This is a genomic window from Hylemonella sp. GW821-FHT10B10, from assembly GCF_059415585.1.
The window spans coordinates 1,409,519-1,431,960 of sequence record NZ_JBWKNN010000001.1 but is presented as its reverse complement, the minus strand read 5'-3'; the positions used below and the strand labels follow the sequence as shown (position 1 = coordinate 1,431,960).

Sequence of the window (22,442 nt, the reverse complement as noted above, 5' to 3'; positions counted from 1 at the left end):
GATGAACGCCTACACAGTGTCCCGGCTGGCCCTTGAGGCCGGGGTGAGCGTACATATCGTGCGCGACTACCTGCTGCGCGGACTGCTGCGGCCAGTCGCCTGCACCACGGGCGGCTACGGCTTGTTCGATGATGCCGCGTTGCAGAGGCTGTGCTTCGTGCGGGCCGCCTTCGAGGCGGGCATCGGCCTGGACGCGCTGGCGCGGCTGTGCCGGGCGCTGGATGCGGAAAACGGCGATGAAACAGCCGCGCAGCTTGCCGTGCTGCGCCAGTTCGTCGAACGCCGGCGCGAAGCCTTGGCCGATCTGGACGTGCGGTTGGCCGCCTTGCCGAGCGCGCCGGCACAGCACGTAGCGAGTCTGCCATGAACAGCCCCGAGCGCTTGCCGACCGAGGCACACAAACCGTTCACCGGCTACTTGTGGGGCGCGCTGGCCGTGCTCACCTGTCCCTGCCATTTGCCGATTCTCGCGGCCGTACTCGCCGGCACGACAGCCGGGGCATTCATCGGGGAGCACTGGGGCATCGCGGCCCTCGCGCTGACTGGCTTGTTTGTCCTGTCAGTGACGCGGCTGTTGCGGGCCTTCAGAGGTCGATCATGAGCGCCTCCCAACCCATTGAATGGACAGCGGCGCAACTGGCGCAGGCGGTCAAGCGCGGGCAGTTTGAATTGCATTACCAGCCGATTGTCGATTTGCGCAGTGACCAGATTGTCGGCGCGGAAGCCCTGTTGCGCTGGCGTCACCCGGCGCTCGGACTGTTGCCGCCGGGCCAGTTCCTGCCCGTGGTCGAAACGTCCGGCCTGATGCCGGAAATCGGCGCTTGGGTGCTAGGAGTCTGCGCGGCAGAAAGAAATGAAACCAGCACAAATTTTTCCGACCTCTCAGAACGCGTCAAAATCGATTTTCTCGGCATGGCGAATGGGTAAGAGGCCCCTGAAAACATCCAAAATCGAGAGCAAATCGTTCTGCCGCGCAGACTCCTAGGCGCAGCCTGCCGCCAGATGCGCGACTGGCGGGTGCTGGCGTGGAAACCGTTCCGGCTGGCCGTCAATGTTTCGGCGAGCCAGGTGGGTCCGGACTTCGACAGGTGGGTAAAGGGCGTGCTGGCCGATGCCGAGTTGCCAGCCGAGTATCTTGAAATTGAGCTGACCGAATCGGTCGCGTTCGGCGATCCGGCGATCTTCCCCGCACTGGAAGCCTTGCGCCGGCTGGGTGTGCGCTTCGCCGCCGACGACTTCGGGACGGGTTATTCCTGTCTGCAACATTTGAAATGCTGTCCCATTACCACGCTCAAGATCGACCAATCGTTCGTCGCCGGACTTGCGGAGGACGCCCGTGATCAGACCATTGTCCGGGCGGTGATCCAGCTTGCGCACGGGCTGGACATGGATGTCGTGGCCGAGGGCGTGGAGACGGCGGCGAGTCTTGATCTGTTGCAGCAAACCGGCTGCGACGCAGCACAAGGCTTCCTGTTCGCCAAGCCGATGCCGGCAGCGGCGTTCGCCGGTTTCGTCAGTCAATGGAGGGGTGCCACCATGAATGTCAACGAACCAACCACCAGTTGCTGCGTGTGCTGCAAGGAAATCCCGCTCGATGCTGCCTTCACCCCGGAAGGCGCGGAATACGTCGAACACTTTTGTGGACTCGATTGTTATGAACGTTTTCAGGCCCGAGCTAAAGCCGTAGCCGAACCAGTTACTACACCTGCCGCCGGAGACCCAACTCCGTCAGGTTGAAGCATACCCTATCCTGATGTCAGGACAGGTCACATCGAAACGTCAGAATAGAGCTAATTTTTACATTTCTTGACACCTGCGGCGAAAGGTCATAGATTTCTTCCTGACACTTTCGTGTTTGGAGGCATCATGCAGGGTCAACGCATCGGCTATGTCCGGGTCAGCAGCTTCGACCAGAACCCGGAACGGCAACTGGAGCATGTCGAAGTCGGCAGGGTATTCACCGACAAGGCGTCGGGCAAGGACACCGAGCGACCTGAACTCGATTCGCTGCTGGCCTTCGTGCGCGAAGGCGACACCGTGGTGGTTCACAGCATGGATCGGCTGGCGCGCAACCTCGATGATTTGCGCCGCCTTGTGCAAAAGCTGACCAAACGCGGCGTGCGCATCGAGTTCGTCAAGGAGAGTCTGACCTTCACCGGCGAGGATTCGCCGATGGCGAACCTGATGCTGTCGGTGATGGGTGCGTTCGCCGAATTCGAGCGGGCCTTGATCCGTGAGCGGCAGCGAGAAGGCATCGCGCTCGCTAAGCAGCGCGGAGCCTATCGGGGCCGCAAGAAGGCATTGTCGCCTGAACAGGTCGCCGAGCTGCGGCGGCGGGCCACTGCTGGCGAGCAGAAGGCGAAGCTGGCACGTGAATTTGGTGTCAGCCGGGAGACCCTGTATCAATACTTGAGATTGGATCAATAGCTATGCCTCGTCGTTCCATACTGACCGCCGCCGAGCGCGAAAGCCTGCTGGCGATGCCGGACACCAAGGACGAGTTGATCCGTCACTACACGTTCAGCGAAGCCGACCTCTCTATCATCCGGCAGCGGCGCGGGCCAGCCAATCGGCTGGGCTTCGCGGTGCAGCTTTGCTACCTGCGCTTTCCCGGCATCATCCTTGGCGTCGATCAGCCGCCGTTCCAGCCGTTGTTAAAACTGGTCGCCAACCAGCTCAAGGTCGGCATCGAAAGCTGGGACGACTACGGGCAGCGGGAGCAGACCCGGCGTGAGCATCTGGTGGAGCTGCAAACGGTGTTCGGCTTCCAGCCGTTCACCGTGAGCCACTACCGGCAGGCCGTACACACGCTGACCGAGTTGGCCATGCAGACCGACAAGGGCGTCGTGCTGGCCAGCACCTTGGTCGAACATCTGCGGCGACAGTCGGTCATTCTGCCCGCCCTCAACGCCGTCGAGCGGGCGAGCGCCGAGGCGATCACCCGCGCCAACCGCCGCATCTACGATGCCTTGGCCGAACCGCTATCGGACGTACATCGTCGTCGCCTCGACGATTTGCTCAAACGCCGGGACAATGGCAAGACGACCTGGTTAGCTTGGCTGCGCCAGTCCCCGGCAAAGCCAAACTCGCGCCACATGCTCGAACATATCGAGCGCCTGAAAGCCTGGCAGGCGCTCGACCTGCCCACCGGCATCGAGCGGCTGGTACATCAGAACCGGCTGCTCAAGATCGCCCGCGAGGGCGGCCAGATGACACCCGCCGACTTGGCAAAGTTCGAGCCGCAGCGGCGCTATGCCACCCTGGTTGCGCTGGCCATCGAGGGCATGGCCACCGTCACCGACGAAATCATCGACCTGCACGACCGCATCCTGGGCAAGCTGTTCAACGCGGCCAAGAACAAGCATCAGCAGCAGTTCCAGGCATCGGGCAAAGCCATCAACGCCAAGGTGCGTCTGTACGGGCGCATCGGCCAGGCGCTGATCGACGCCAAGCAGTCGGGCCGCGACCCGTTCGCCGCCATTGAGGCCGTCATGTCCTGGGATGCCTTCGCCGAGAGCGTTACCGAGGCGCAGAAGCTCGCGCAGCCCGATGACTTCGATTTCCTACACCGTATCGGCGAGAGCTACGCCACCTTGCGCCGCTACGCGCCGGAATTCCTTGCCGTGCTCAAGCTGCGGGCCGCGCCCGCCGCCAAAAACGTGCTTGATGCCATTGAGGTGCTGCGCGGTATGAACACCGACAACGCCCGCAAGGTGCCCGCCGATGCACCCACTGGCTTCATCAAGCCGCGCTGGCAGAAGCTGGTGATGACCGACGCCGGAATCGACCGGCGCTACTACGAGCTGTGTGCTCTGTCGGAGTTGAAGAACGCGCTGCGCTCGGGCGACATCTGGGTGCAGGGCTCGCGCCAGTTCAAGGACTTCGAGGACTACCTGGTGCCGCCCGAGAAGTTCGCCAGCCTCAAGCAGTCCAGCGATTTGCCGCTGGCCGTTGCCACCGACTGCGACCAGTACCTGCATGAGCGGCTGACGCTGCTGGAAGCGCAACTCGCCACCGTCAACCGCATGGCGGCGGCCAACGACCTGCCCGACGCCATCATCACCGAGTCCGGCCTGAAGATCACGCCGCTCGATGCCGCCGTGCCCGACACGGCGCAGGCGCTGATCGACCAGACGGCGATGATCCTTCCGCACGTCAAGATCACCGAGCTGCTGATGGAGGTCGATGAGTGGACGGGCTTCACCCGCCACTTCACGCACCTGAAATCGGGCGATCTGGCCAAGGACAAGAATCTGCTGATGACCACCATCCTGGCCGACGCGATCAACTTGGGCCTGACCAAGATGGCGGAGTCCTGCCCCGGCACAACCTACGCCAAGCTCGCCTGGCTGCAAGCCTGGCATACCCGCGACGAAACCTATTCGACCGCACTGGCCGAACTGGTCAACGCTCAGTTCCGGCATCCCTTCGCCGAACACTGGGGCGATGGCACAACGTCATCGTCGGACGGCCAGAACTTCCGAACCAGCAGCAAAGCCGAGAGTACCGGGCACATCAACCCGAAGTACGGCAGCAGCCCAGGGCGAACCTTCTACACCCATATCTCCGACCAGTACGCGCCGTTCCACACCAAGGTGGTCAATGTCGGCGTGCGCGACTCGACCTACGTACTCGATGGCCTGCTGTACCACGAGTCGGACTTGCGCATTGAGGAGCACTACACCGACACGGCGGGCTTTACCGATCACGTCTTTGCCCTCATGCACTTGCTGGGCTTCCGCTTTGCGCCGCGCATCCGCGACCTAGGCGACACCAAGCTGTTCATTCCCAAGGGTGAAACCAGTTACGACGCACTCAAGCCGATGATTAGCAGCGACAAGCTGAACATCAAGGCTATCCGTGCCCATTGGGACGAAATCCTGCGCCTGGCTACTTCGATCAAACAGGGTACGGTGACGGCCTCGCTGATGTTGCGCAAGCTCGGCAGCTACCCGCGCCAGAACGGCCTGGCCGTGGCGTTGCGCGAGCTGGGGCGCATCGAGCGCACGCTGTTCATCTTGGATTGGCTGCAAAGCGTCGAGCTGCGCCGCCGCGTCCATGCCGGACTCAACAAGGGCGAGGCGCGCAACGCGCTGGCCCGCGCCGTGTTCTTCAACCGCTTGGGTGAAATCCGCGACCGCAGCTTTGAACAGCAACGCTACCGTGCCAGCGGCCTCAACCTGGTAACAGCAGCCGTCGTTTTGTGGAACACGGTCTATCTGGAGCGGGCGGCACATGGGCTGCGTGGCAACGGCCATGCGGTCGATGACGCGCTGTTGCAGTACCTGTCGCCGCTGGGCTGGGAGCACATCAACCTGACCGGCGATTACCTGTGGCGCAGCAGCGCCAAGATCGGCGCGGGCAAGTTCAGGCCGTTACGACCGTTGCAACCGGCTTAGCGTGCTTTATTTTCCGTTTTCTGAGACGACCCCTCAACGCGCTTGACCCATTCGTTGAGGGTCTGCGGCACGCAGCCGATCTTGGGCGCGATGGATTCAATGGCCGCCCATAGCGATGGGTACTCGCCACGATGCTCCTGCACCATGCGAACAGCGCGTTCGCGGACCTCGGGTGAAAAATGATTTGACTTCTTCATGGCTCAATCCTCTCAAAGATTTGAGCCTCCTCAATTCCCGGGGCGATTCAAACCGGCGGCTGAAATCAGCAAAAACTAACCTAACACCGGATAACTAACTATTACCCGATGTTAGTTTTATTGAAATTACTATTTTGTTGCCATAATAAATAGTATGTACTATCATGGTACGTATTGAGGTACGAAATAAAGAGGTGAACCATGTCCAGAGCCGGAATTTACAAATCTGAAGTGCTGCGCGCACGCGATAAATTGCTGGCCATGGGGCGCAATCCTTCCATCGATGCGGTACGCGAAGAGCTGGGCAGCGGGTCCAAAACCACCATCCACCGCTACCTGAAGGAGATCGAGGAAGAGGAAGGACCAGCCACCGGCAGCCGCGTGGCCGTCAGCGAGGCGATCCAAGACCTGGTGGGCCGCCTGGCCGCCCGCGTCAACGAGGAAGCGGAAGAGCGAGTCACCACGGCCCAGGCCAGGCACGCCGAGCAGCTGGGCCAGCAGCAGCAAGCCGTCGCGGCCTTGAAAACCGAGGCGCAGTCCACCCGCCAGCAGCTAGAGCACACCCAGCGAGCGTTGGCCGACGAAAAAACCGCTCACGGCAAAACCAGCGAAGCGCTGAGCAGCAAGACCCTTGAGTGCACTCAGCTCGCACAGCAGGTGGCCGATCTGCAGGAGCGCATCGCGGCCGAAGAGCGCCATCGCCAATCTTTGGAAGAAAAGCACCAGCATGCGCGCCAGGCGCTAGAGCATTTCCGGCAATCCTCCAAGGAGCAACGCGACCAAGATCAGCGCAAACATGAGCAGCAGGTGCAGTACCTGCAGGCCGAGCTACGCACCGTGAACGAGACCTTGGCCACCAAACAACGAGAAGCCCTGCACATCCTTCAAGAAAACGCACGCTTGCTGGGGGATTTGTCTCGCGCCCAAGGCGATCTGCACCAAGTCCAGGAGGAGGTGAGAGGCCTGCGGCCACTTAAGGATGAACTGGGGTTTGCTCAGCGGCGCACCGAGGAATTGGGTCGGCGCCTGGTCGCGCAGGATGCGGCCGTCCAGCAGCTCAGCACCTCGAACAAGGAGTTGCTAACCAAGGTCGACGAGATGCTGACCGCGAAGCAGGAGTTGGAATTGGCGCTGGCGACGGCGAGGTCATCCGTCACGGCCCAGGAGCAGGTGGTCGCCAGCATGCTAGCGCGACTGTCCGCGGCGCCGGCCGAGCCCGACTTAGCTGCGGCGAAAGATACCGAATCGGGTGGCAGGAAAGTGGCAAAGAAACCAGCCACGACAGCCACTTAGGGCTCTTTTTGCGGAAATTTACATGAATCCCTGCCGCCCCTCATATAGGCCGAATCAATCCAGTCGTAGAGCTGGATGCGCCCTACTCCGTTGAGCCGATGCCCTAGTGCCATTGCAAATACAGCAGGCGTCTTGATGAAGAGGTGAATCCGCTGCAACTGATGACGGCTCCTGTACGCAGCTAAAGCCACCTTAGCTTCGCTCACAGCCGTATTCAAGCTGCCAATATCCGAAACAACACCAGCCGAAACCAAATGAATCTTCGGACCAGCCTCTAGCCCGAAACGCTTTGCATTTGCGTCAATGTCGGCATTTGAGCTATTCGGGAAAGAAATGGATGCGATTCCGTCCTCCACTCCAAGCTGTGCTGGTGATATCTCTGAGGCTTTAAAAAAAGGTGCCGGCAGCCTGTCGTGTGTTGAGGTGTCATACACATGGCCGTTATGTTCGATTGCGAGAGTAAAGTTTCGCGTTGCAGAAAAGCAATAACCCAACAGACAGGCCAATGACATCCGGTGCTTTGAGGTCAAGTACACCCCACGGCGAATTCTGGTGGCGTGCAAGAAAGCGCCGACATCCTGCAACTTGGTCTGCAGTTGGGTCCAGTCTTCCTTGGGTAGAGTGCCGCGACCAGGCCCGTTGAAAGCTGACACATCCAGCGAAACAGTTCCAATTTCGAAAGCAGTCGAGGTCAGCTCAAGGACAGTTGGCGTAGCACGCCAGGCCGAAGCCACACTTGGCGCACATTCGATAAGTGCTGCCTCCACCTCACTTCGAGTAACAACCCCATTCACTGACTTGTTTACAAGGCCTCTGCATTTCGAACGAAATGCCGCTGTTTCACTTCGACTCAGGTCCAATTTAGGCAGGAATTCCTCTAGCTTCGTTCCGAACCCAGCATCAACATTGGCAGAGCTGTACCTGATAAACATCACCCTTTCCAAGACAAACTGGGCCATGCCCTCGGACTGTCCGAATTGGACGATGGTCTTGACAATATCTTCTCTGGCAGATGTGCGGATTTCTGAGTCTTCATTCAGAGATTGGCCAGGTCCTCGGTACCTCTCTAGCTTTCGAAGCATTGCCTGGTATGCATCGACGTAGTCTTCGCATACCAGAACGAACTGCACGTACTCATTAGGCGATTGTTCATGCAATTCCTTAAAGTGCGCGACTTCATTCCAGAAATCCGTCTTGGTGAGCTGGTAACCTTTCGCCTCGTAGAAAACGCATTTGGTCCCACCTCCTGGACGAAAGTAGCGCAACTCGACATCACCTAAATGCTCACTGACGACTTGGCTAAATGCACCTTGAGCAAGAAACTTTGGAATGTGCTCGAGCAAGAAGGCATCCTGATATTCAAATCCGTCTCGAGCAACTCTTCCGCCAGTTGCTTGAGGGGCAAAGAGAGGGGGCTTCATGTGTTGCCTTCGAGAATCAAGGTTGATGGTCCGAATGAACCGTCCGGGAGGTAGGTATGTGCACTACCAATCAACTCCCCTTTGCTTGACAGCTTGAGAACAATTAGAACCACAAAATTCGCCCCCACACGCTCATTCATAACGATATCCAGCATCGAATGATGGTCTGTACTGCTGGGCTGGACCGAGAAACTCGGATGAGAGTGCCATTCACCCAGGTAGTTGAATCGTGAGTAGTTATTACCTGTCTGGCTGAAGAAGTTCTTCAGCGCACGCATTGCCGACCTAGTCTCTCTTACGAAACTAGCGAAGCGACCACCTCCCTGCACTGTTATCTGCCGGACGGTGAAGTGGTCAAGCCCCACATGCTCAGCCATCAGTACACCTCCACACTCATCTGTTCCCGCATGCTTAAGTGCCTTTAGCAATGTCGCACACACCTCTGCTGGGATTACTACCTTCAACATTACTTCGGAGCAAACACAGTCATTAGGTCGCTTAGGGCCTTAACCGCGCGCTCATTGTCCTCGGGCTCTTCCGGGCCCACTGGAGCTCGAGGGCATGAAACTGGATGTGTGTCGAACGGAGCTTCAAAAATCCAAGCCTTCTGATAGCCAATAAGGTAGGCAGAGTTGGGGAATCTGGGTTCCTCGGCTCCAACTAGAGAGTCGATAACGAACTGTGTCAATGAGGAAGCCAGCGAGCTTACCTCCGCGTCCCCAGCGACAAATACCTCGTCCTCAGCTTCAGCGTCGTAGTTTTGAGCGTGCCGGAACGGAGCCTCAGGCATTGTGGCCAAGTACTCATGAATCGCTCGACGTATTTGTAGCGGGTCAGCATCGAAACCCGGTAGGCTTCGAGCCATAAGGCCTCCGATGCCGCCAGCAAAAACCTCACCCCAGACAAATGGAACTTTTCGCCGCGTACAAATTGCAGCGACTGACGAGAACACTTTGGGATTCGCCGTAGCATCGATGACAAGGTCGCATGCCGCAATTTGCTCAAGTACGGTCGTGTTATATGCAGCACTCTCCTGCCCTGCCAATCGGAATGTTCTACATGATACGTCTGCACTTGGCCGAACCAGCTGAATCGAACCTCTTGTCCCATCAACTTTGTCATACCCCATTGACAACCAATCAAGTTGGTTGCGCGAGAGGTTCGACGGTTTAAGAATGTCGTCGTCGATAAGCAAGAATTTTTCTACACCTGAGCGCGCCAATGAGACTGCGACCTTGCTGCCTACCGAGCCTAACCCGACAATGGCAATCTTTTTCTGGCTCAGCGTCGCGTTACTTTCCGGCTGTCTTTGTTGTCCTTGGTTCGTGCAATCAACTGGGTAGTATTCATACGCAGATTTGCCCTCAGCTTCTTTCGCTAGTGCGATAGGCCGCACCCTCTGGTTGCCATCAACAAGAAGCAGAAAATCCGCTTGGAGCTCATCATCGGCATACGGCCAACACCCTTTGGCTTTCAGAAAATCCCGGACGGCTACTTGGTCCTTGGCAGGTTTCTGCAAGGATTCCCATTCGTCGCACCAGACAACCCACCCTTTCCGAATCCAGGAGCTAAATGACTTGGGGTCTGCAATCTCTTTGGGAACTTCGAGGTTTGACGTCACGTCCTCTAACCCAAGTTTTGTTGCAACAGAGACAAGTTCGTAATGCCTGTGAACCGTTCCTACAGTGAGCGGGACAGGCGCAGTTCTACTCGCCATCGCAAGGGAGTCACGTAGATTAGAGGTTACGAGAAATCTTTGGGTTTCTGTCCGAACGCGCTGCCCTATTGAAAGCTCGTGCCGTGTTGGAGCGGATATCCCGAAAGTTGGACCATTTTTTTCAAAGGCCAACAGCCTATGCGTGCTAACGATAAGGTCAACCCCTGTTACACCAGCATGCCAGTTGTCTGGGCCCCACTCTAGGCAAAGGGTTCCATTCAACGTGTATTGATGTGCGCTCCAAGATTCACTCGATTTCCTTGGCCTCACAAATGCCGGCGCCTGTGGAAACAAGGACGGGTAAATGAGGACTGCCTCGTACACTTTTTCATTCACAGTAATGTCGAAATCGACCCGAACATCGTGAGACTCTGTGAACCCCCAGTCCAACTTTGTCAGCCAAACCGAATTACCCGCGAGCTCATTCAGCCCGCGAGCCTCTTCGCGCATGCGAATAGGTTCCTCAAATATCAAACGCATCAAGCAAATCCAGGAGGCTTGTTCGGGGGAACAACGGCAGTAGCCGGAAAAGCCAGGCCCAACGCAGCAGTAGTTGCTGCCGTCCGCAGCAGCCCACCCTTCTGTTCTGACTTACGGAAGCGGTCACCGAATACACGCTGCCAAAGGGACAATGCCTTATCGGCGTCTGACTCACGTTGCGCACGTCGAACGAGAGTGGCGTGGGCTTCAACAAGGTCGTAAAAGCGTTTGAACTCCTCTGGTTTGACGTGCGAGAACACGTTATTCCCTGAAACGCTCGGGTCCTCCAAGTGTGGCACCTGTCCCCATTGGACAGTCTCTCGGTACTCATCCCGAACAGCCTCTAAAAACTTGGCAAACATCTCCTCGTAGCTTGTCTCTTTGAAATCCATGTGCTTAGCCACCATGGTTTCCAGGATGAAGCCCTTAGGCCGCTTGAGATGCGGAAGGTTTTCTCGGCGCCACCACTTGACCAGCTTTACGAGAGGAACGAAATTGCCATTGGCCTTTTTATTGACCGCACTAGCCCATTGGTTGTGTCCCATTGGATTGGTCACCAGCCATCGTTCTTCGCTTTTGTCGGCAATCAGCCAGCCATTAGTCTCCCAGGGGTTGGGAATCACTGGCACGACGTCCATCTCGACCGACCCCAAAGACACGCAGATTGACCGCCGATTTGCCTCTACCTCTGTATATCCCAGGGATTTCACAGCCTTGCGCAGCGTGGAAATTACTTGGCTCGGAAGGTCATGACGGTTGTGGTTAGTGACCACGATGATGTCTACATCAGGCCGTCGGACAGTTCCATTAGTTTGCCTAGGGCGAAGCGCTGTGCTCCTGGCGTACGAACCTGAGAGGTACGTGTTGACGTGAATATTCTTGTACGTCTCGTGTTTCTCCAGCTTTCCACGTAGGTTCGTGTGCGCACTGATGCATGCCGACTTGGTTGTCGAGCTGGGTTCAATCTCTGCCAAGAAATCAATGAACTGCTGCTGCGTGGCCATGGCACGGCCCTCCAGTGTTTAGCACTCGCCGGTCGCGAGTGCTAAACACTATAAGTGGGGGGAGCTGCCCAGTCAACACACTACCTGTAGTAGGCGCAATAAGACTACAGTTAGTAATGTTTTTGCCTGAAAAAGCGCTACATTGGACGGCATCAAAGGCGGGAGAGTCTCATGCCAGAAAAGCAAAATAGTGGCGTTGCAGCTCCAGCAGCTCGCGCTGGACTAACTCATGAAGCGCGCGCAGCGATTCGCGCCGCGCTAGATGCACTGATTCCAATCTGGGGCAGCATCCCACCCATGGACCACCAGAAAGTCCACCGGAAGACCGGGCCAGGAGCCTTCCAAATTCAAATCGAACCATACAGGGGATGGCGCACATTAACCGCGTTATATGGCGTGCCGCCCGTAAAACGCATCGTAGAGGTTCTGAGCACAGAGTTAACGCAACATCAGCCTGAACTACGAGGGTTCTGCTACTACCACGGGGGAATGATTACCATATCCGACACCACCGGACTAGCGCTGTATTGGTGCAGTCAAGTCATTGCAAGAGTTGAGCGAGGAGCAGCGCAGGACGTTGCAATCGATGCACTCCTCGAAGAAATCAATTACCTGTTGCTCAATCGGCGCATAAATGTTGACGTGATGATGCCGCTTTATGGATTGCAACTCCCTGACGGCGTCAATGATTTCAAGCTAAGTGATGATGTGTCCCTAGTGGCAATCTCAGACGAGCTGTTCGCCGAACTCACCAATGCCGACATCGAGCTAGCTCCATTCACTTCGGTCGCTCCGCACAACCTCAATGTTGCTGTCCAATGGCGCACCTCAACTCCGGTTCGTCTCGAGAGAGCCCACGCTGAAGACGCCAAATTTGACACTGAAATTCAGGGGAAGGCACAAGAGGTATTGAACATTGTGCTGGTCGCTTTACATGTCGCGGCTTCAGGTCAGTCCGCACCTGTCGGGACCTATTTCAAGTACGAGAAGCGACCCGTTCCACCTCTATCGGGTATCAATGGCGTGCATCCACTTTCAACAAACCCATATGCTTCGATGCAGCTTGAACCCGGCAGATTGCAGGACCTGCAGCGCACGTATAAAGCGGTCGAAAATGCACGCCCAAATGTTCAAATCGCGGCTGCTCGATTGCATGACGCTGAGCGAAGAACATCGCCCGTCGACGCGCTGCTAGATGCAGTAATCGGCCTGGAAGTCCTACTCAATCCGCGGGATGACAGAGAGCTCTCTTTCAGAGTGGCCCTCAACTTTGCCTTCTTGGGACCTTCGAAGGAGCGCCATGACCGATATAAAGCTCTCAAGGACATTCAGAGCATGCGAAACAAGGTGGTGCATGGTGGAATCAATCTGCATTCCAAGGAGGCCCCTCTGCTCGTTGCTAACGCCCAAACTGCTAAGGCATGTCTGCGCTCGACCCTGAATACCTTCTTGTTTAACCCCGTCTTCGCGCAGGGAAATTTGACGGCAGATTTTTGGACAAATTTCGTGATGCCTGCAGAGTGAATGCCCCATCAGATTTCATCCGCTAGTAAGCCAGGATATCTTTGTCCCCTTCCGCCAAGGCTTCAGGCCTAGTCCCCCACTGGTGAGCTGGAGTCTGTGCTGGCTGAAGGTTCTGATTCGACGGCTTGTCGTAGGACATCTCCAGTAACCACATGAGCCTTGAGTGCACCTCTCTTTGAGGCAGACGCCCCGTAATCGCACAAGTCAATTACGAGGAAGAAGAGCGTCTTCCCCCCAAAGTGCAGAAACGGTACGAGCGTATTCTCGGCTGCAAAATCGAAATGCAGGTCCTCAGAACAGGTCTTGTAGATGGCCACGTACCCGACAGTCTGGTTGAAGTCCCGCGTGTAGGTCAGAACTTGATTTACGCCAGATTTCACGTAGCCGACGCCTCTTCTCTCTCCGTCGAAAATCTTTGCGTCAAGAACGAGGTCTTTTGCGACCAAATCTGCCTCCCCTGACACGGATTGAGGCTCTATGTGGAAATCAAGTCCCTGGTCAAACAGATAGGCGTAGAGATGCTTTGCAAGGGAACGCTCCCCTCTGGCAGCCAATGCCGCAAGCTCTGCCCGCTCGAACCATTCGACCTTACGCTTGTATTTCAACAACAAAGATAGAACTGCCGTCTTCTGGTCGAGGGCCTCATCCAAAATCTCATAGAAAGGCTCAAGATAGCGCTCGATAAACGCATCAAGGCATTCTCGGTATTTGGAGTCGCGTCCAACCACACGTCCGATATTAATTTCTGGGTTCTTTGACTCTAGAGGCAACTGCGCACAGTGTTCAATCACACGAAACGAGAATCCATCCGCCTCGGCCTCGGTCATAAAAATGGGGACCTCACCTACTGTGGTTAGTTGCGTAAGGTCTTCTGAATAGGGTGAGGTTCTTGCGGCCAGGCTTGCTATCGTCCCTCCGTGCAAGGGATGGGACGTAAGGTAGTTCCAGAACTGCATGAGCGAGCTGTGGAAAAAATCTGGCTCACAAGAATTGAGTCTGCGAAACCGCTTTTGCAACTGGAAGCGCTGCGCCTGGAGATACGCTGAGTCCATATTAGAGGTTGATTTTGATTGTTCTATTGAGTGACTGGAGTTGACGTTCGAGGTCCGCCATCGCACTGGCAATTTCTTTGCGAGCCTTTCTGCACTCGTTCATGTTGTCGTCGAGCCGTATGTTCCCTTTGCAGCCACGACAAATAAATACGTCACGCAGCCTCGCTTCGCGATATCGAATTTTTCCGAAGAAGTGACATTCCGGGCATTGGATGTCGAAGCTAACGCTGTCTATGTCCAGCATTAGATTGGCTCCAGCTCATTCTTCGGGACCTGAATTTCGAATGGAATCGTGTGCAAGTCTTACCTCCTTGAAAGCGGGAATCTCCTCGTACGGGTTCCCTTTATTTGCAGACTAACTCTATTGGAAGCATACCGGAGCAATTGGAACGTGCGCTCCAGTTGTGGTAGCCGCGCCATGAGCTGAGAGTGGAGTTTGAAATAGCAAACTGTCCTGCAGGGCTTATATTTCCTAGCGTTGCCATTATGTCTGTATGTGCGTACAGTGTAATTCATCTAACCGATTTTGGACGGATTCAGATGAAAGACGCCGCCTACCTTGGCACCCTGCAGACGTACTGGAAGCGCCACCAGACCTTTCCACCGATGGCTAGGTTGTGCGAGGTCCTGGGCCTGAGCTCGACCTCGAGCGTCTTCGCGCTCGTTGGCCGACTGACTGACGCGGGCTACGTCAAGCGCCATGAGGGGCGTATCGCCCCGGGCAAGCTCTTCTTCGCCCGCCCTGTGCTGGGTCCGGTCCGCGCCGGCCTGCCTCAGCCTGCCACCCAAGAAGAGCCTGAGCTCATTACCCTGGATGACTACCTCATTGACCACCCGACTAGGACCTCGGTCCACAAGGTCCGCGGTGACAGTATGAAAGACGCAGGCATCTTCGACGGTGACCTGGTCGTGGTCGAGCACAACAGTCCCACTTCTACCGGCGACATCGTCGTTGCGGTCGTGGATGGTGAGTTCACAGTCAAGACCCTGCGCCAGACCGGCGACGGCAGGCACTACCTTGAAGCGGCGAACCCGGCCTTCGAGCCTATCTACCCCACCAGCTCACTCGAGCTCATGGGCGTCGTCATCAGCGTCGTACGACGCGTGAGGAGGTGACACCCTGAACACTTCCTCGCACTAGACCCAGGCTAGCCCCTTCCAACCCCGGTTCTCAGGCAAGCGCTTTGCGCAGGCCCGGGAGAAGCTTTGCTCATCATGATTATTAACCCTTGGCATTTTCATCCGCCTTACGTCGCTGCGATGTGCCCGAGATGCTCGGAGGTGCACACGGCTGTGCCACTTGCCGTGGCCTTGCGCAACTGCACATCTCGTAGTGACCTCGCGCGCTACTACGAGTGCTCCGGCTGCAAGCTTTCAACGTCGAAATTTGTTCACGCCAACTCAGACGATGCCCCGCCCGGCTTTGTTGGGCCGAAGGTCGTGGTCGGATTCGCCCCTGACCTGCCGGCACCCAACGGCGAGAAACGCATTCTTTACTTTGAAACCGCGCCCGAAAACGGACGAGAGCTACTCGCACTCATCGAGCTCTACGTTGCTCGCGCTCCAGATTTCTACCCACTGCGCTTTCGGCTTTACGGCATCGATGTCGATGACGAAGTTGTCCGGGCAGTTCTGTCAGCTGCGGACCCGCTCGCATCGGCCAAAGCTCTGGCAAACCGCTACATCGATTTTTTCGACTGACAAGACGCAGGAGAACCCAATGACTACCCCCATCCAAGCACTCTTCGATGCACCTCACATCGTTCTGACGAAATGGTCCATCTACGAGACCCCCATCCGTGGTGAGGAGGAGCCCTGGACCCGCCACATCGTCGGTTACAGCAAAGAGCACGGCGCGGGCCAAGCCAGCGCCGCCATCGTCGCGTTCGACCCGCATCGTCGTGTGGCGCTCACCAAAAGCGGACGCGTGTATCTGCTCGAGGGGCCGCCGGGCCACAGCCTCGCCGGGAACCTCGTCTGGCAGCGCTGGAAGCTTCTTAGCGGCGTTGCAAAGGAGAAGGACGTCACCGACGAGTTCGTCGGGCCCATGGTGGCGTTGCCCATGCCGGTGGCAGCGTAGGTGGCGACATGCAGCCAAGCGTCCCAAGCGACTTTCCTCGGGGCATCACGGCGGCCACGGTGCCCGGCTCGCAGCCGAAGTTCGTGGCCAGGGAAATCGACGGGCGCTACGTGGTCGGAATGACGCAAGAAGAGTTGCATGCGCGCTGGGTCTATTGCGAAGACCTCGCGAAGCAACTCGCGGAGCGGACGAGACGGAAAGCGGAAGCGGGTCTCATCACAGACATCGAGGACCTCTATCGCGAAACCGAACAGCGAGTGAACCTCCAGGGCTGGGGCCTCAGCCTCGATGAAGTCGCTTGGTTGATGAAGCGCACGCGCGTATTAGCCGCCACCTCGAAATGAACAAACAGGGGAAACAGCTATGGATATCCCAGAAATTCCCGCATCGGCGCTCCTTGGCGTTTGGAGAGTGGCGTCTGTCGAGCAGCAGCCTACTACTACGCTCGCGAACTGGAGCATTTACGAAGTGACGTTGCCTAGCGAATCCCAGAGAACTCGGCACTTTGTAGGCTGCGCTGTTGAATCCCGTAGAGAGGGTCGTACCAGCTCGAAAGTAATTTCTTTCGACCCGAAGACCGGCAAGGGAGTCACAAGTGACAGTCGCGTGTACGTTTTGCACGACCAACCGGGAGGGAACATCGACGCGGACTACACATGGAACTGGTGGTGCGGCATCAACAAGGCAGCAGATATCGTCGACGTCACGAAGGAGGTCTGGACCGCGATGCGGGAAGCCGCTCCCAAGGGCCGGGCAGAGTACTCGAGAGTAGCGCTCACCCGAGACATCCCAGAACTAGGCCTCACGAGTGGTGCTGAGGGACTGGTAGTTCATATCTACGACGCGCCGGCGTTCGAGGTCGAGTTCTTGACCAAAAAGCGCAAGACCATTTGCGTCGCGACAGTCAATGTCGCCGACTTGCGTTATGTCGAGTGAACACCTGGGTTCTGTATACGACCAGAAGCTCCTAGACACGGCTATTGATTCGACAAGGGCTTGAAAGTGAAACCCATAACAGAACCGCAACACCAAGTGATAGAGGCGGCGCAACCTGAAAACAAGGGGCGAGTCCTCAGCACTCTCCTTCCCGACAGCCCGAAAGTCCGTGGCGGGCAGGTGCTCTACCTCGACTACGACGGCGTTTTGCACCACGAACGCGTGTACCGCCATCCCAAGAAGGGCATCTACATCTCTGCCGCGCCTCAATTCACGCTGTTTCAGCATGCTGGGTTGTTGGGCCAACTGCTGCGCCCCTACCCCGCAGTGCGGATTGTGTTGAGTACTACATGGGTCCGTACGCTTGGCCTGAGAAGGGCTGCAAGCTACTTGCCCGAGGAGCTGCGCAGTCGGGTCATCGGCGCGACGTTTCACAGCCGGATGTCCAGGGACGACTTCTCCAACATGCCGCGTGGGCAACAGGTGTACGAGGACTATCTGCGCCGTGCGCCGACCCAGGTCCTCGCAATTGACGACGACGAGAACGGATGGCCGCCATTCTTCAGAGAGTACCTGGTCGTTACCGACAACGTGCACGGCATCAGCGAACCCTTGGTGTTGGAGGGGCTCACGCGCACGCTGGCTGCGGTGTTCGGCAATTCCTCAAGAGGAAGAACGTGAAAACCTCCCCGTACCTGCGCACCAAGTCTCTTGTGCAGACGAAGGACCTGCTCTGGGCGCTCTCTGACCCGTCCAATGGGCTTATGGTTTCGCAACAAGTCCGGGACCGGGCGCAGGCGCTTCTGAAGCACTTCCCCACGCTGCTCGAGATTCAGAGCATCCACGAAACGCTGCCTGAGCTCCTTGGACCCGTCCCGCCGTTCAGCAGATTTCAGGGCAATTCTCAGACCCTCGGCATCATCCAGGCGATTCGAGATGCCGCATCCTGACCTAGTTCTTGCGCAAACCGGGCCGTCGCTGCTTCGGCTCGGCCTCCGAACGCTTCGGAACGTCCACGCATGTCTGCCCCAGAGCCGCCACGAATCCTTAGTGCGGACGAGATGCGAAAGGACACCCCCTTCAACGTCGGGCATCGGCCATAGTGCCCGGCGCCTTTCGCGTTGAACGAATTCTGAATGTATATTTCACTTTAGCAAGTGAACCTAAGTAGTTGATTAATTTGATATTTTGTTTGATTCATTGGGTTCTGCCGTATACCATCAGCGCATCCAAACGCAGGGTTCGCACAAATGGCACGACGTATCAAGAGTCCAACCAGGACCATCTCGAACCGAGGTGGGCGCCCAAGATTTATCGGCCACTTCCCGAGTCACAAGGGCAAGTCAGACCGCCTCCCCTTTGATTCGATTTCCTCCCTCTACTGTGCGATTTGGCTTGAATCACGACCGGAGGTTCTCTCCATCGAATTCGAGCCCGAACGCCACAAATTCGAGGCCGGTAACGGGACACCTGCCGTCGAGGCAATACCAGACTACCGGTGCGTTCTCAACACCGGCGAAATTGAATTTACCGATGCAAAGTACGACAAGGTGGGGTTGTCCCTGGAGGAAAGCGAAAAGCTAGACCATGTTGGTGAACATTTGCGGGCGCGGGGCTACACCCATCAGGTTGTCTATCGCAAGGCTTTGGAAAAGTCCGGGTTCGTACAGACCATCTTGCTGCTGCGTCCATATGGCCAGCTTCCCTACTCGAAACAGTCTCTAGCTAGTGCCAAGCAGAGACTAGGCCGCCACCAGCCGTGCCCTCTCACGACTTGGCGCGAACACGCGAAGATAGCTGGCGTTCCGGTCGGAATGTTGTACCACCTCCTGTATCACCGGCAACTGGAACTGGTATATCGCCCCTTGGCAGTTATTGAGCTCAGCAAATGTCTCGGATGATTTGCCTGAGCCTTGACGAAGGCCAGATTGTTGAAATTCGAGGAATTCGCTATCGAGTCGTTGACCGAGATTCGATGAGAGCTGTGGTCAAACTGAGGAAAGAAGACGAAATCTCAGTGACTCAAAAGATGTCCGTCAATGAGCTGGCCAGTCTGCTTGTTCTTGAGGAGGCAATTTTGATTGATGACCTTGACGTTCCAGACCCAACGCCCGGTTCGTTTGACGAAAACACCGACCCAAGTGGCGAGGGAGGTGACACCAATCCCCGACGTGCCAATGCCGTCACGGACCTGTCTCATGTTCGAGTTCATCGTGCCATTGACTGGCAGAAGAAGGTGTACATCTTGAAGTGCCTGATGCAGCTTGGAGTCACGTCCCCAAAAAGCGATGTTCAACGCAAGGAAGTCCAAGTAGCCACGGCGGAAATTGAGCAAGCATATGCAGATGCAGGCCTTGTAGACACGAAAAATTGGGCTCCTCACACGCTGTATCACGACCTACTGAGATGGCGACAACGGCGCTATCAACTGGACGCAATTCAAAAAAAGGGACTGCACCCCGCTCCCTGGCGAACGAGGCGGACTGAGTTTTTCAAGGCTGTGGAGGAACTGACCAAGAGAACCGTGCTCAAGTTCCCGAGTCTGACCGCTGCAAATATTCATAAGAAAGTGGACAAGGAACTCAAGTCATGGAGCGCAAAGAACGCTGAGCAGACTCAATGATGAGCGGCTACGTCATTTCATACGAACACATCAGGCGCACCATCAAAGGCTTGAACAAACTGGAGTTGCGAGCCGCCTTGTTAGGAAAACTTGTCGCTGAACAAGAGCTGCGAGAGATTGGGCGCCTCCACACCTACTACTCAGGCCATAGAACCGAGTACGACTACACAAAGTTTGGAGTCTTTCTGTTCCCCAATGAACACTGGAACTACCCGGTTCTATATCACGATGGCCTTGGGATTGACCACCACTCAACGGTTATCAAGGGGGCGTGTCTCACTCAATCGCCGGCGGCGAGGGACACGATTCGATTGCTCAAGAACTGCATTCTTCCCAAGTCACTGACTCTCCCAGAGAGCGCACAGAAATACGCTCAGGATTGGGACGTATTTGGAATCGAAAGGGTCGCGGCAATCGACAACGGCACAGAACTCGTTGCCGATGCTGTGATATTTGCGTTCATGGCCTGCGGCATATGCTTGTTGCGTATGCCCCCTTGGAGCGGCGACCTGAAAGGAACCATAGAGAGAACTCACATGACCGTCGAAACGCAGTTTGTCGAAGGGCTTGCAGGCTACGTCGCTCGGCAAGAGAAAGGCATGAACCCCAAGTACGACCGGCTACGAAAGAAGGCGGAGCTTGCTGCCAAGCACACGGTCGAGGAATACACGCTGATGCGTACTGAATACATCCAGGAATTTAACAACAGTCCCCACCCTCGCCTTCCAGTTTCCCGTATTCAAGTCTGGCGCAATGGTCTCGAGCAAGCGCCACCAATACTGATTACTGGGCTCACGCAAATCAAATGTACTTTTGCACTGACGTACACGGCAACATTGACAAGAGAGGGAGTCATTGCCGAGAAGCTGAAATACAACAGCCCTGAACTGGCACAGGCATATCGTCATTACAGCGGCAAGGTATTCGTCAAGGTTGACCCCGACGACATCCGGACTGTTCTGGTCCTTCTTCCTGAGAATGACACTCCGATTCAAGCCAAGTGCACGACGTTTGAATTTCCATACGCAATGCCACAGGAACTCTGGGCCGCAGTTGAGAAGCGAATTGAGGTGGACTACCCCATGGCCTTTGAACGGGGAGAAGTTTCATTTGTGATGCCGGAAGTTTTCAACAAGCTCCAGTCATCCTCCGAGCCGTCGACGCCCAAGACTACGCCGCGAAAAGACATCCAGGCGGTTACACAGGCGGCTGCCTTGCCGCAAGCAAAACCGGCTGCGCCAACAGGCCCTCCAGAGAGCCTTAAGACATTGCTGGCCGCGGAAGACATTCCGGATGACTGAGTACCTTCGGCCTTCCCAAGTCAGGTTGCTGGAAGAGGTTGATTACGCGGTTGACGAGGCTAAGAGAGGCGTCAGCAAGGGAGTTTTGCTTATTGGTGAGTCCGGAACAGGCAAGACCCACGCCTTTGACCATCTCACCAGAAGGTTCCAAAACTCAATGGAGGGCACCCAGCGGATAGTCCCAGCAGTCAGAATTTCTCTGTCCACAAAGGCGGACGCACCTTCAATTATTCGGTCTGCGGGCACCCAGTTAAATCGCCCCCTCCTTCAGAACCCGCGAGACAAGATTTCAGAGGCTGAGAAAGTTCTGTACGACGCCATTCGAGCGTGCAAGACATCGGTGGTAATGCTGGAGGAGTTTCACAACGGTCTGTTGGCAAGCACCCCCGCCCTACGCTCCCAGAACAGTCAATTTCTCAAGAACCTTTGGAATTTGCACGACGAGAAGAGCCCCAAGTCCTGGGTGACCGCCGATGGAGAGAAGAAACCCTACGGACTCGTCGTCGTTGTTTCCGCGACAGAGAAGCTCCTGAAGCCGCTCTCGATGGAGAGCGAGTTAGACAGCCGCTTCACATCCCGAATCTTTATACCCAAGCTGCACATCTTCTCCTCGGCTGCCCAAGCAGAGTTTCGCTATGTTTTGCGCGGCCTCTTGAGGCGTCATGGCATATCTGAGCGCCTATCAATCAACAACCTGGACTTCGTCGCTCAGATGTACTTCGCTTCTGGGGGGCATCTGAGAAATTTGGACGCCCTGATTCAGCGTGTAGCAAGCCTTCTCAAGAGGTCCGCCGAATCGGTCAGCGCGCGCGACTTGCTAATTACTGCCTTCGAGCAGGTCGGTGGTTCGCAGCCTGGAGTTGATGTGAATCCCTTTAGCTGGAGCGCCGATGAGATTTCCAGCCATACGAAGATGGCCCTGCTGAAGCATGAGTCACGTCCGAAGGTGGGCAAATGACTGGCCCGGTTGAAAAGTTCCTACCTGGGTGTTATCGAAACCTACCGATTGCCGTAGGAGAGTCCCTTCCGGGATATCTGCTCAGACTTGCCGAAGGGAACGGGTACTACGGAATCAAGGAGTTGCTGATTGCCGCAACTATCGAAGTGACGCGCTCGTTTGACAAAGCTCTCCACAAATTGCGCACTTCACGGGAGGACCTTGAAAAAATCGGCTGTATGGCCGTTGGGGACCCCGGGCATCTAATTCATTTCCTTGGAAGGCAACTCGGAGACGATGCATTATTTATTCATGGCTGCCGGGTCGACGAAGACGCGTTTCTTCACCGCTACAGCCAGATATGTCCCCTCTGCCTTGAAGAGTCTGGCCTTTGCCTTGAGGAGTGGGATTGGAGCCCCGTGACAACCTGCCCTCGTCACGATGTCGTGCTGCTGGACACCTGCCCCGCTTGCGATGCC

The 22,442-nt window shown here is 56.5% G+C and carries 24 protein-coding genes and 2 pseudogenes; 20 read left to right on the top strand and 6 right to left on the bottom strand.

Annotated elements, in window-relative coordinates; translation table 11 throughout:
* The first annotated feature begins 1 nt into the window (after position 1).
* The 6 genes from merD (at position 2) to AC07NT_RS06970 (ending at position 5,398) form a co-directional block, all read left to right on the top strand.
* Entirely contained in the window at positions 2–367 is a 366-nt protein-coding gene (gene merD / locus AC07NT_RS06995) for a mercury resistance co-regulator MerD (protein WP_498597168.1), read from the top strand.
* Positions 364–600, top strand: a complete 237-nt coding sequence (gene merE / locus AC07NT_RS06990) for a broad-spectrum mercury transporter MerE (protein ID WP_498597169.1) — start codon at positions 364–366, stop codon at positions 598–600. The genes merD and merE overlap by 4 nt, the downstream gene beginning before the upstream one ends.
* A complete protein-coding gene (locus AC07NT_RS06985; RefSeq protein ID WP_498597170.1) occupies positions 597–926 on the top strand; it encodes an EAL domain-containing protein in 330 nt (109 codons plus the stop codon). Before merE ends, AC07NT_RS06985 begins: the two co-directional genes overlap by 4 nt.
* 75 nt (positions 927–1,001) lie before the next feature.
* Positions 1,002–1,736, top strand: coding sequence for a DUF3330 domain-containing protein (locus AC07NT_RS06980; RefSeq protein ID WP_498642664.1), 735 nt, complete (start codon positions 1,002–1,004; stop codon positions 1,734–1,736).
* Between the two features lie 129 nt (positions 1,737–1,865).
* On the top strand, positions 1,866–2,426 hold the full coding sequence (locus AC07NT_RS06975; RefSeq protein ID WP_498597171.1) for a recombinase family protein: 561 nt from the start codon (positions 1,866–1,868) through the stop codon (positions 2,424–2,426).
* 2 nt (positions 2,427–2,428) lie between these two features.
* Positions 2,429–5,398, top strand: a complete 2,970-nt coding sequence (locus AC07NT_RS06970) for a Tn3 family transposase (RefSeq protein WP_498597172.1) — start codon at positions 2,429–2,431, stop codon at positions 5,396–5,398.
* Positions 5,399–5,421: 23 nt separating this feature from the next.
* Here the strand turns inward: AC07NT_RS06970 and AC07NT_RS06965 are convergent.
* Positions 5,422–5,595, bottom strand: a pseudogene (locus AC07NT_RS06965) (IS3 family transposase); the annotation flags it as partial.
* 201 nt (positions 5,596–5,796) lie between these two features.
* On the opposite strand from AC07NT_RS06965, the gene AC07NT_RS06960 reads away from it, so the two are divergent.
* Positions 5,797–6,888, top strand: a complete 1,092-nt coding sequence (locus tag AC07NT_RS06960; RefSeq protein WP_498597173.1) for a DNA-binding protein — start codon at positions 5,797–5,799, stop codon at positions 6,886–6,888.
* Here AC07NT_RS06960 and cap4 read toward each other — a convergent pair.
* The 4 genes from cap4 to AC07NT_RS06940 are packed head-to-tail and all read right to left on the bottom strand — an operon-like array spanning position 6,885 to position 11,510.
* A complete protein-coding gene (cap4, locus tag AC07NT_RS06955; protein ID WP_498597174.1) occupies positions 6,885–8,309 on the bottom strand; it encodes a CD-NTase-associated endodeoxyribonuclease Cap4 in 1,425 nt (474 codons plus the stop codon). The two genes, AC07NT_RS06960 and cap4, sit on opposite strands and share 4 nt — an antisense overlap.
* A complete protein-coding gene (locus AC07NT_RS06950; RefSeq protein WP_498597175.1) occupies positions 8,306–8,776 on the bottom strand; it encodes a Mov34/MPN/PAD-1 family protein in 471 nt (156 codons plus the stop codon). The genes cap4 and AC07NT_RS06950 overlap by 4 nt, the downstream gene beginning before the upstream one ends.
* A complete protein-coding gene (locus AC07NT_RS06945; RefSeq protein ID WP_498597176.1) occupies positions 8,776–10,476 on the bottom strand; it encodes a ThiF family adenylyltransferase in 1,701 nt (566 codons plus the stop codon). The genes AC07NT_RS06950 and AC07NT_RS06945 overlap by 1 nt, the downstream gene beginning before the upstream one ends.
* A gap of 29 nt (positions 10,477–10,505) precedes the next feature.
* A complete protein-coding gene (locus AC07NT_RS06940; RefSeq protein WP_498597177.1) occupies positions 10,506–11,510 on the bottom strand; it encodes an SMODS domain-containing nucleotidyltransferase in 1,005 nt (334 codons plus the stop codon).
* Between the two features lie 171 nt (positions 11,511–11,681).
* Between AC07NT_RS06940 and AC07NT_RS06935 the strand changes: the two genes are divergently transcribed.
* The gene (locus AC07NT_RS06935) at positions 11,682–13,034 is read left to right on the top strand and encodes a hypothetical protein (RefSeq protein ID WP_498597178.1); all 1,353 of its coding nucleotides are present in this window, start codon (positions 11,682–11,684) and stop codon (positions 13,032–13,034) included.
* Positions 13,035–13,102: 68 nt separating this feature from the next.
* Here the strand turns inward: AC07NT_RS06935 and AC07NT_RS06930 are convergent, their stop codons facing one another.
* Positions 13,103–13,861 carry a hypothetical protein gene (locus AC07NT_RS06930; protein ID WP_498597179.1) on the bottom strand — a complete coding sequence of 253 codons (759 nt, stop codon included), beginning with the start codon at positions 13,859–13,861 and terminating at the stop codon, positions 13,103–13,105.
* 831 nt (positions 13,862–14,692) lie between these two features.
* Here AC07NT_RS06930 and AC07NT_RS06925 point away from each other — a divergent pair.
* The 12 genes and pseudogenes from AC07NT_RS06925 to AC07NT_RS06870 all read left to right on the top strand — a co-directional run.
* Positions 14,693–15,202, top strand: coding sequence for a LexA family protein (locus AC07NT_RS06925; RefSeq protein ID WP_498597180.1), 510 nt, complete (start codon positions 14,693–14,695; stop codon positions 15,200–15,202).
* Positions 15,203–15,292: 90 nt separating this feature from the next.
* Positions 15,293–15,787 carry a hypothetical protein gene (locus tag AC07NT_RS06920; protein WP_498597181.1) on the top strand — a complete coding sequence of 165 codons (495 nt, stop codon included), beginning with the start codon at positions 15,293–15,295 and terminating at the stop codon, positions 15,785–15,787.
* Between the two features lie 19 nt (positions 15,788–15,806).
* On the top strand, positions 15,807–16,166 hold the full coding sequence (locus AC07NT_RS06915; RefSeq protein ID WP_498597182.1) for a hypothetical protein: 360 nt from the start codon (positions 15,807–15,809) through the stop codon (positions 16,164–16,166).
* Between the two features lie 8 nt (positions 16,167–16,174).
* Positions 16,175–16,510, top strand: coding sequence for a hypothetical protein (locus AC07NT_RS06910; RefSeq protein ID WP_498597183.1), 336 nt, complete (start codon positions 16,175–16,177; stop codon positions 16,508–16,510).
* Between the two features lie 19 nt (positions 16,511–16,529).
* Positions 16,530–17,102 carry a DUF4926 domain-containing protein gene (locus AC07NT_RS06905; RefSeq protein ID WP_498597184.1) on the top strand — a complete coding sequence of 191 codons (573 nt, stop codon included), beginning with the start codon at positions 16,530–16,532 and terminating at the stop codon, positions 17,100–17,102.
* Between the two features lie 66 nt (positions 17,103–17,168).
* Positions 17,169–17,783, top strand: coding sequence for an HAD domain-containing protein (locus tag AC07NT_RS06900; RefSeq protein WP_498598485.1), 615 nt, complete (start codon positions 17,169–17,171; stop codon positions 17,781–17,783).
* Positions 17,780–18,052 (top strand): BPSL0761 family protein, encoded by a 273-nt coding sequence (locus tag AC07NT_RS06895; protein WP_498597185.1) that lies wholly within the window; start codon positions 17,780–17,782, stop codon positions 18,050–18,052. The genes AC07NT_RS06900 and AC07NT_RS06895 overlap by 4 nt, the downstream gene beginning before the upstream one ends.
* Positions 18,053–18,352: 300 nt before the next feature.
* Positions 18,353–19,003, top strand: coding sequence for a hypothetical protein (locus AC07NT_RS06890; protein ID WP_498597186.1), 651 nt, complete (start codon positions 18,353–18,355; stop codon positions 19,001–19,003).
* Complete coding sequence (locus AC07NT_RS06885; protein WP_498597187.1) at positions 18,991–19,725, top strand: hypothetical protein; 735 nt, start codon at positions 18,991–18,993, stop codon at positions 19,723–19,725. Before AC07NT_RS06890 ends, AC07NT_RS06885 begins: the two co-directional genes overlap by 13 nt.
* The gene (locus AC07NT_RS06880; RefSeq protein ID WP_498597188.1) at positions 19,725–21,026 is read left to right on the top strand and encodes a TnsB C-terminal domain-containing protein; all 1,302 of its coding nucleotides are present in this window, start codon (positions 19,725–19,727) and stop codon (positions 21,024–21,026) included. The genes AC07NT_RS06885 and AC07NT_RS06880 overlap by 1 nt, the downstream gene beginning before the upstream one ends.
* Entirely contained in the window at positions 21,019–21,984 is a 966-nt protein-coding gene (locus AC07NT_RS06875) for a TniB family NTP-binding protein (RefSeq protein ID WP_498597189.1), read from the top strand. Before AC07NT_RS06880 ends, AC07NT_RS06875 begins: the two co-directional genes overlap by 8 nt.
* Positions 21,981–22,403, top strand: a pseudogene (locus tag AC07NT_RS06870) (TniQ family protein); the annotation flags it as partial. The gene AC07NT_RS06875 and the pseudogene AC07NT_RS06870, both read left to right, overlap by 4 nt.
* Positions 22,404–22,442: the final 39 nt, after the last annotated feature.

What these genes read in the sequence shown, in the direction of transcription:
- merD (WP_498597168.1), top strand. Translation starts at nt 2, where the DNA reads ATGAACGCCTACACAGTGTCCCGGCTGGCCCTTGAGGCCGGGGTGAGC.
- merE (WP_498597169.1), top strand. Translation starts at nt 364, where the DNA reads ATGAACAGCCCCGAGCGCTTGCCGACCGAGGCACACAAACCGTTCACC.
- AC07NT_RS06985 (WP_498597170.1), top strand. Translation starts at nt 597, where the DNA reads ATGAGCGCCTCCCAACCCATTGAATGGACAGCGGCGCAACTGGCGCAG.
- AC07NT_RS06980 (WP_498642664.1), top strand. Translation starts at nt 1,002, where the DNA reads ATGCGCGACTGGCGGGTGCTGGCGTGGAAACCGTTCCGGCTGGCCGTC.
- AC07NT_RS06975 (WP_498597171.1), top strand. Translation starts at nt 1,866, where the DNA reads ATGCAGGGTCAACGCATCGGCTATGTCCGGGTCAGCAGCTTCGACCAG.
- AC07NT_RS06970 (WP_498597172.1), top strand. Translation starts at nt 2,429, where the DNA reads ATGCCTCGTCGTTCCATACTGACCGCCGCCGAGCGCGAAAGCCTGCTG.
- AC07NT_RS06960 (WP_498597173.1), top strand. Translation starts at nt 5,797, where the DNA reads ATGTCCAGAGCCGGAATTTACAAATCTGAAGTGCTGCGCGCACGCGAT.
- cap4 (WP_498597174.1), bottom strand. Translation starts at nt 8,309, where the DNA reads ATGAAGCCCCCTCTCTTTGCCCCTCAAGCAACTGGCGGAAGAGTTGCT.
- AC07NT_RS06950 (WP_498597175.1), bottom strand. Translation starts at nt 8,776, where the DNA reads ATGTTGAAGGTAGTAATCCCAGCAGAGGTGTGTGCGACATTGCTAAAG.
- AC07NT_RS06945 (WP_498597176.1), bottom strand. Translation starts at nt 10,476, where the DNA reads ATGCGCGAAGAGGCTCGCGGGCTGAATGAGCTCGCGGGTAATTCGGTT.
- AC07NT_RS06940 (WP_498597177.1), bottom strand. Translation starts at nt 11,510, where the DNA reads ATGGCCACGCAGCAGCAGTTCATTGATTTCTTGGCAGAGATTGAACCC.
- AC07NT_RS06935 (WP_498597178.1), top strand. Translation starts at nt 11,682, where the DNA reads ATGCCAGAAAAGCAAAATAGTGGCGTTGCAGCTCCAGCAGCTCGCGCT.
- AC07NT_RS06930 (WP_498597179.1), bottom strand. Translation starts at nt 13,861, where the DNA reads ATGACCGAGGCCGAGGCGGATGGATTCTCGTTTCGTGTGATTGAACAC.
- AC07NT_RS06925 (WP_498597180.1), top strand. Translation starts at nt 14,693, where the DNA reads ATGGCTAGGTTGTGCGAGGTCCTGGGCCTGAGCTCGACCTCGAGCGTC.
- AC07NT_RS06915 (WP_498597182.1), top strand. Translation starts at nt 15,807, where the DNA reads ATGACTACCCCCATCCAAGCACTCTTCGATGCACCTCACATCGTTCTG.
- AC07NT_RS06910 (WP_498597183.1), top strand. Translation starts at nt 16,175, where the DNA reads ATGCAGCCAAGCGTCCCAAGCGACTTTCCTCGGGGCATCACGGCGGCC.
- AC07NT_RS06905 (WP_498597184.1), top strand. Translation starts at nt 16,530, where the DNA reads ATGGATATCCCAGAAATTCCCGCATCGGCGCTCCTTGGCGTTTGGAGA.
- AC07NT_RS06890 (WP_498597186.1), top strand. Translation starts at nt 18,353, where the DNA reads ATGGCACGACGTATCAAGAGTCCAACCAGGACCATCTCGAACCGAGGT.
- AC07NT_RS06885 (WP_498597187.1), top strand. Translation starts at nt 18,991, where the DNA reads ATGTCTCGGATGATTTGCCTGAGCCTTGACGAAGGCCAGATTGTTGAA.
- AC07NT_RS06880 (WP_498597188.1), top strand. Translation starts at nt 19,725, where the DNA reads ATGAGCGGCTACGTCATTTCATACGAACACATCAGGCGCACCATCAAA.
- AC07NT_RS06875 (WP_498597189.1), top strand. Translation starts at nt 21,019, where the DNA reads ATGACTGAGTACCTTCGGCCTTCCCAAGTCAGGTTGCTGGAAGAGGTT.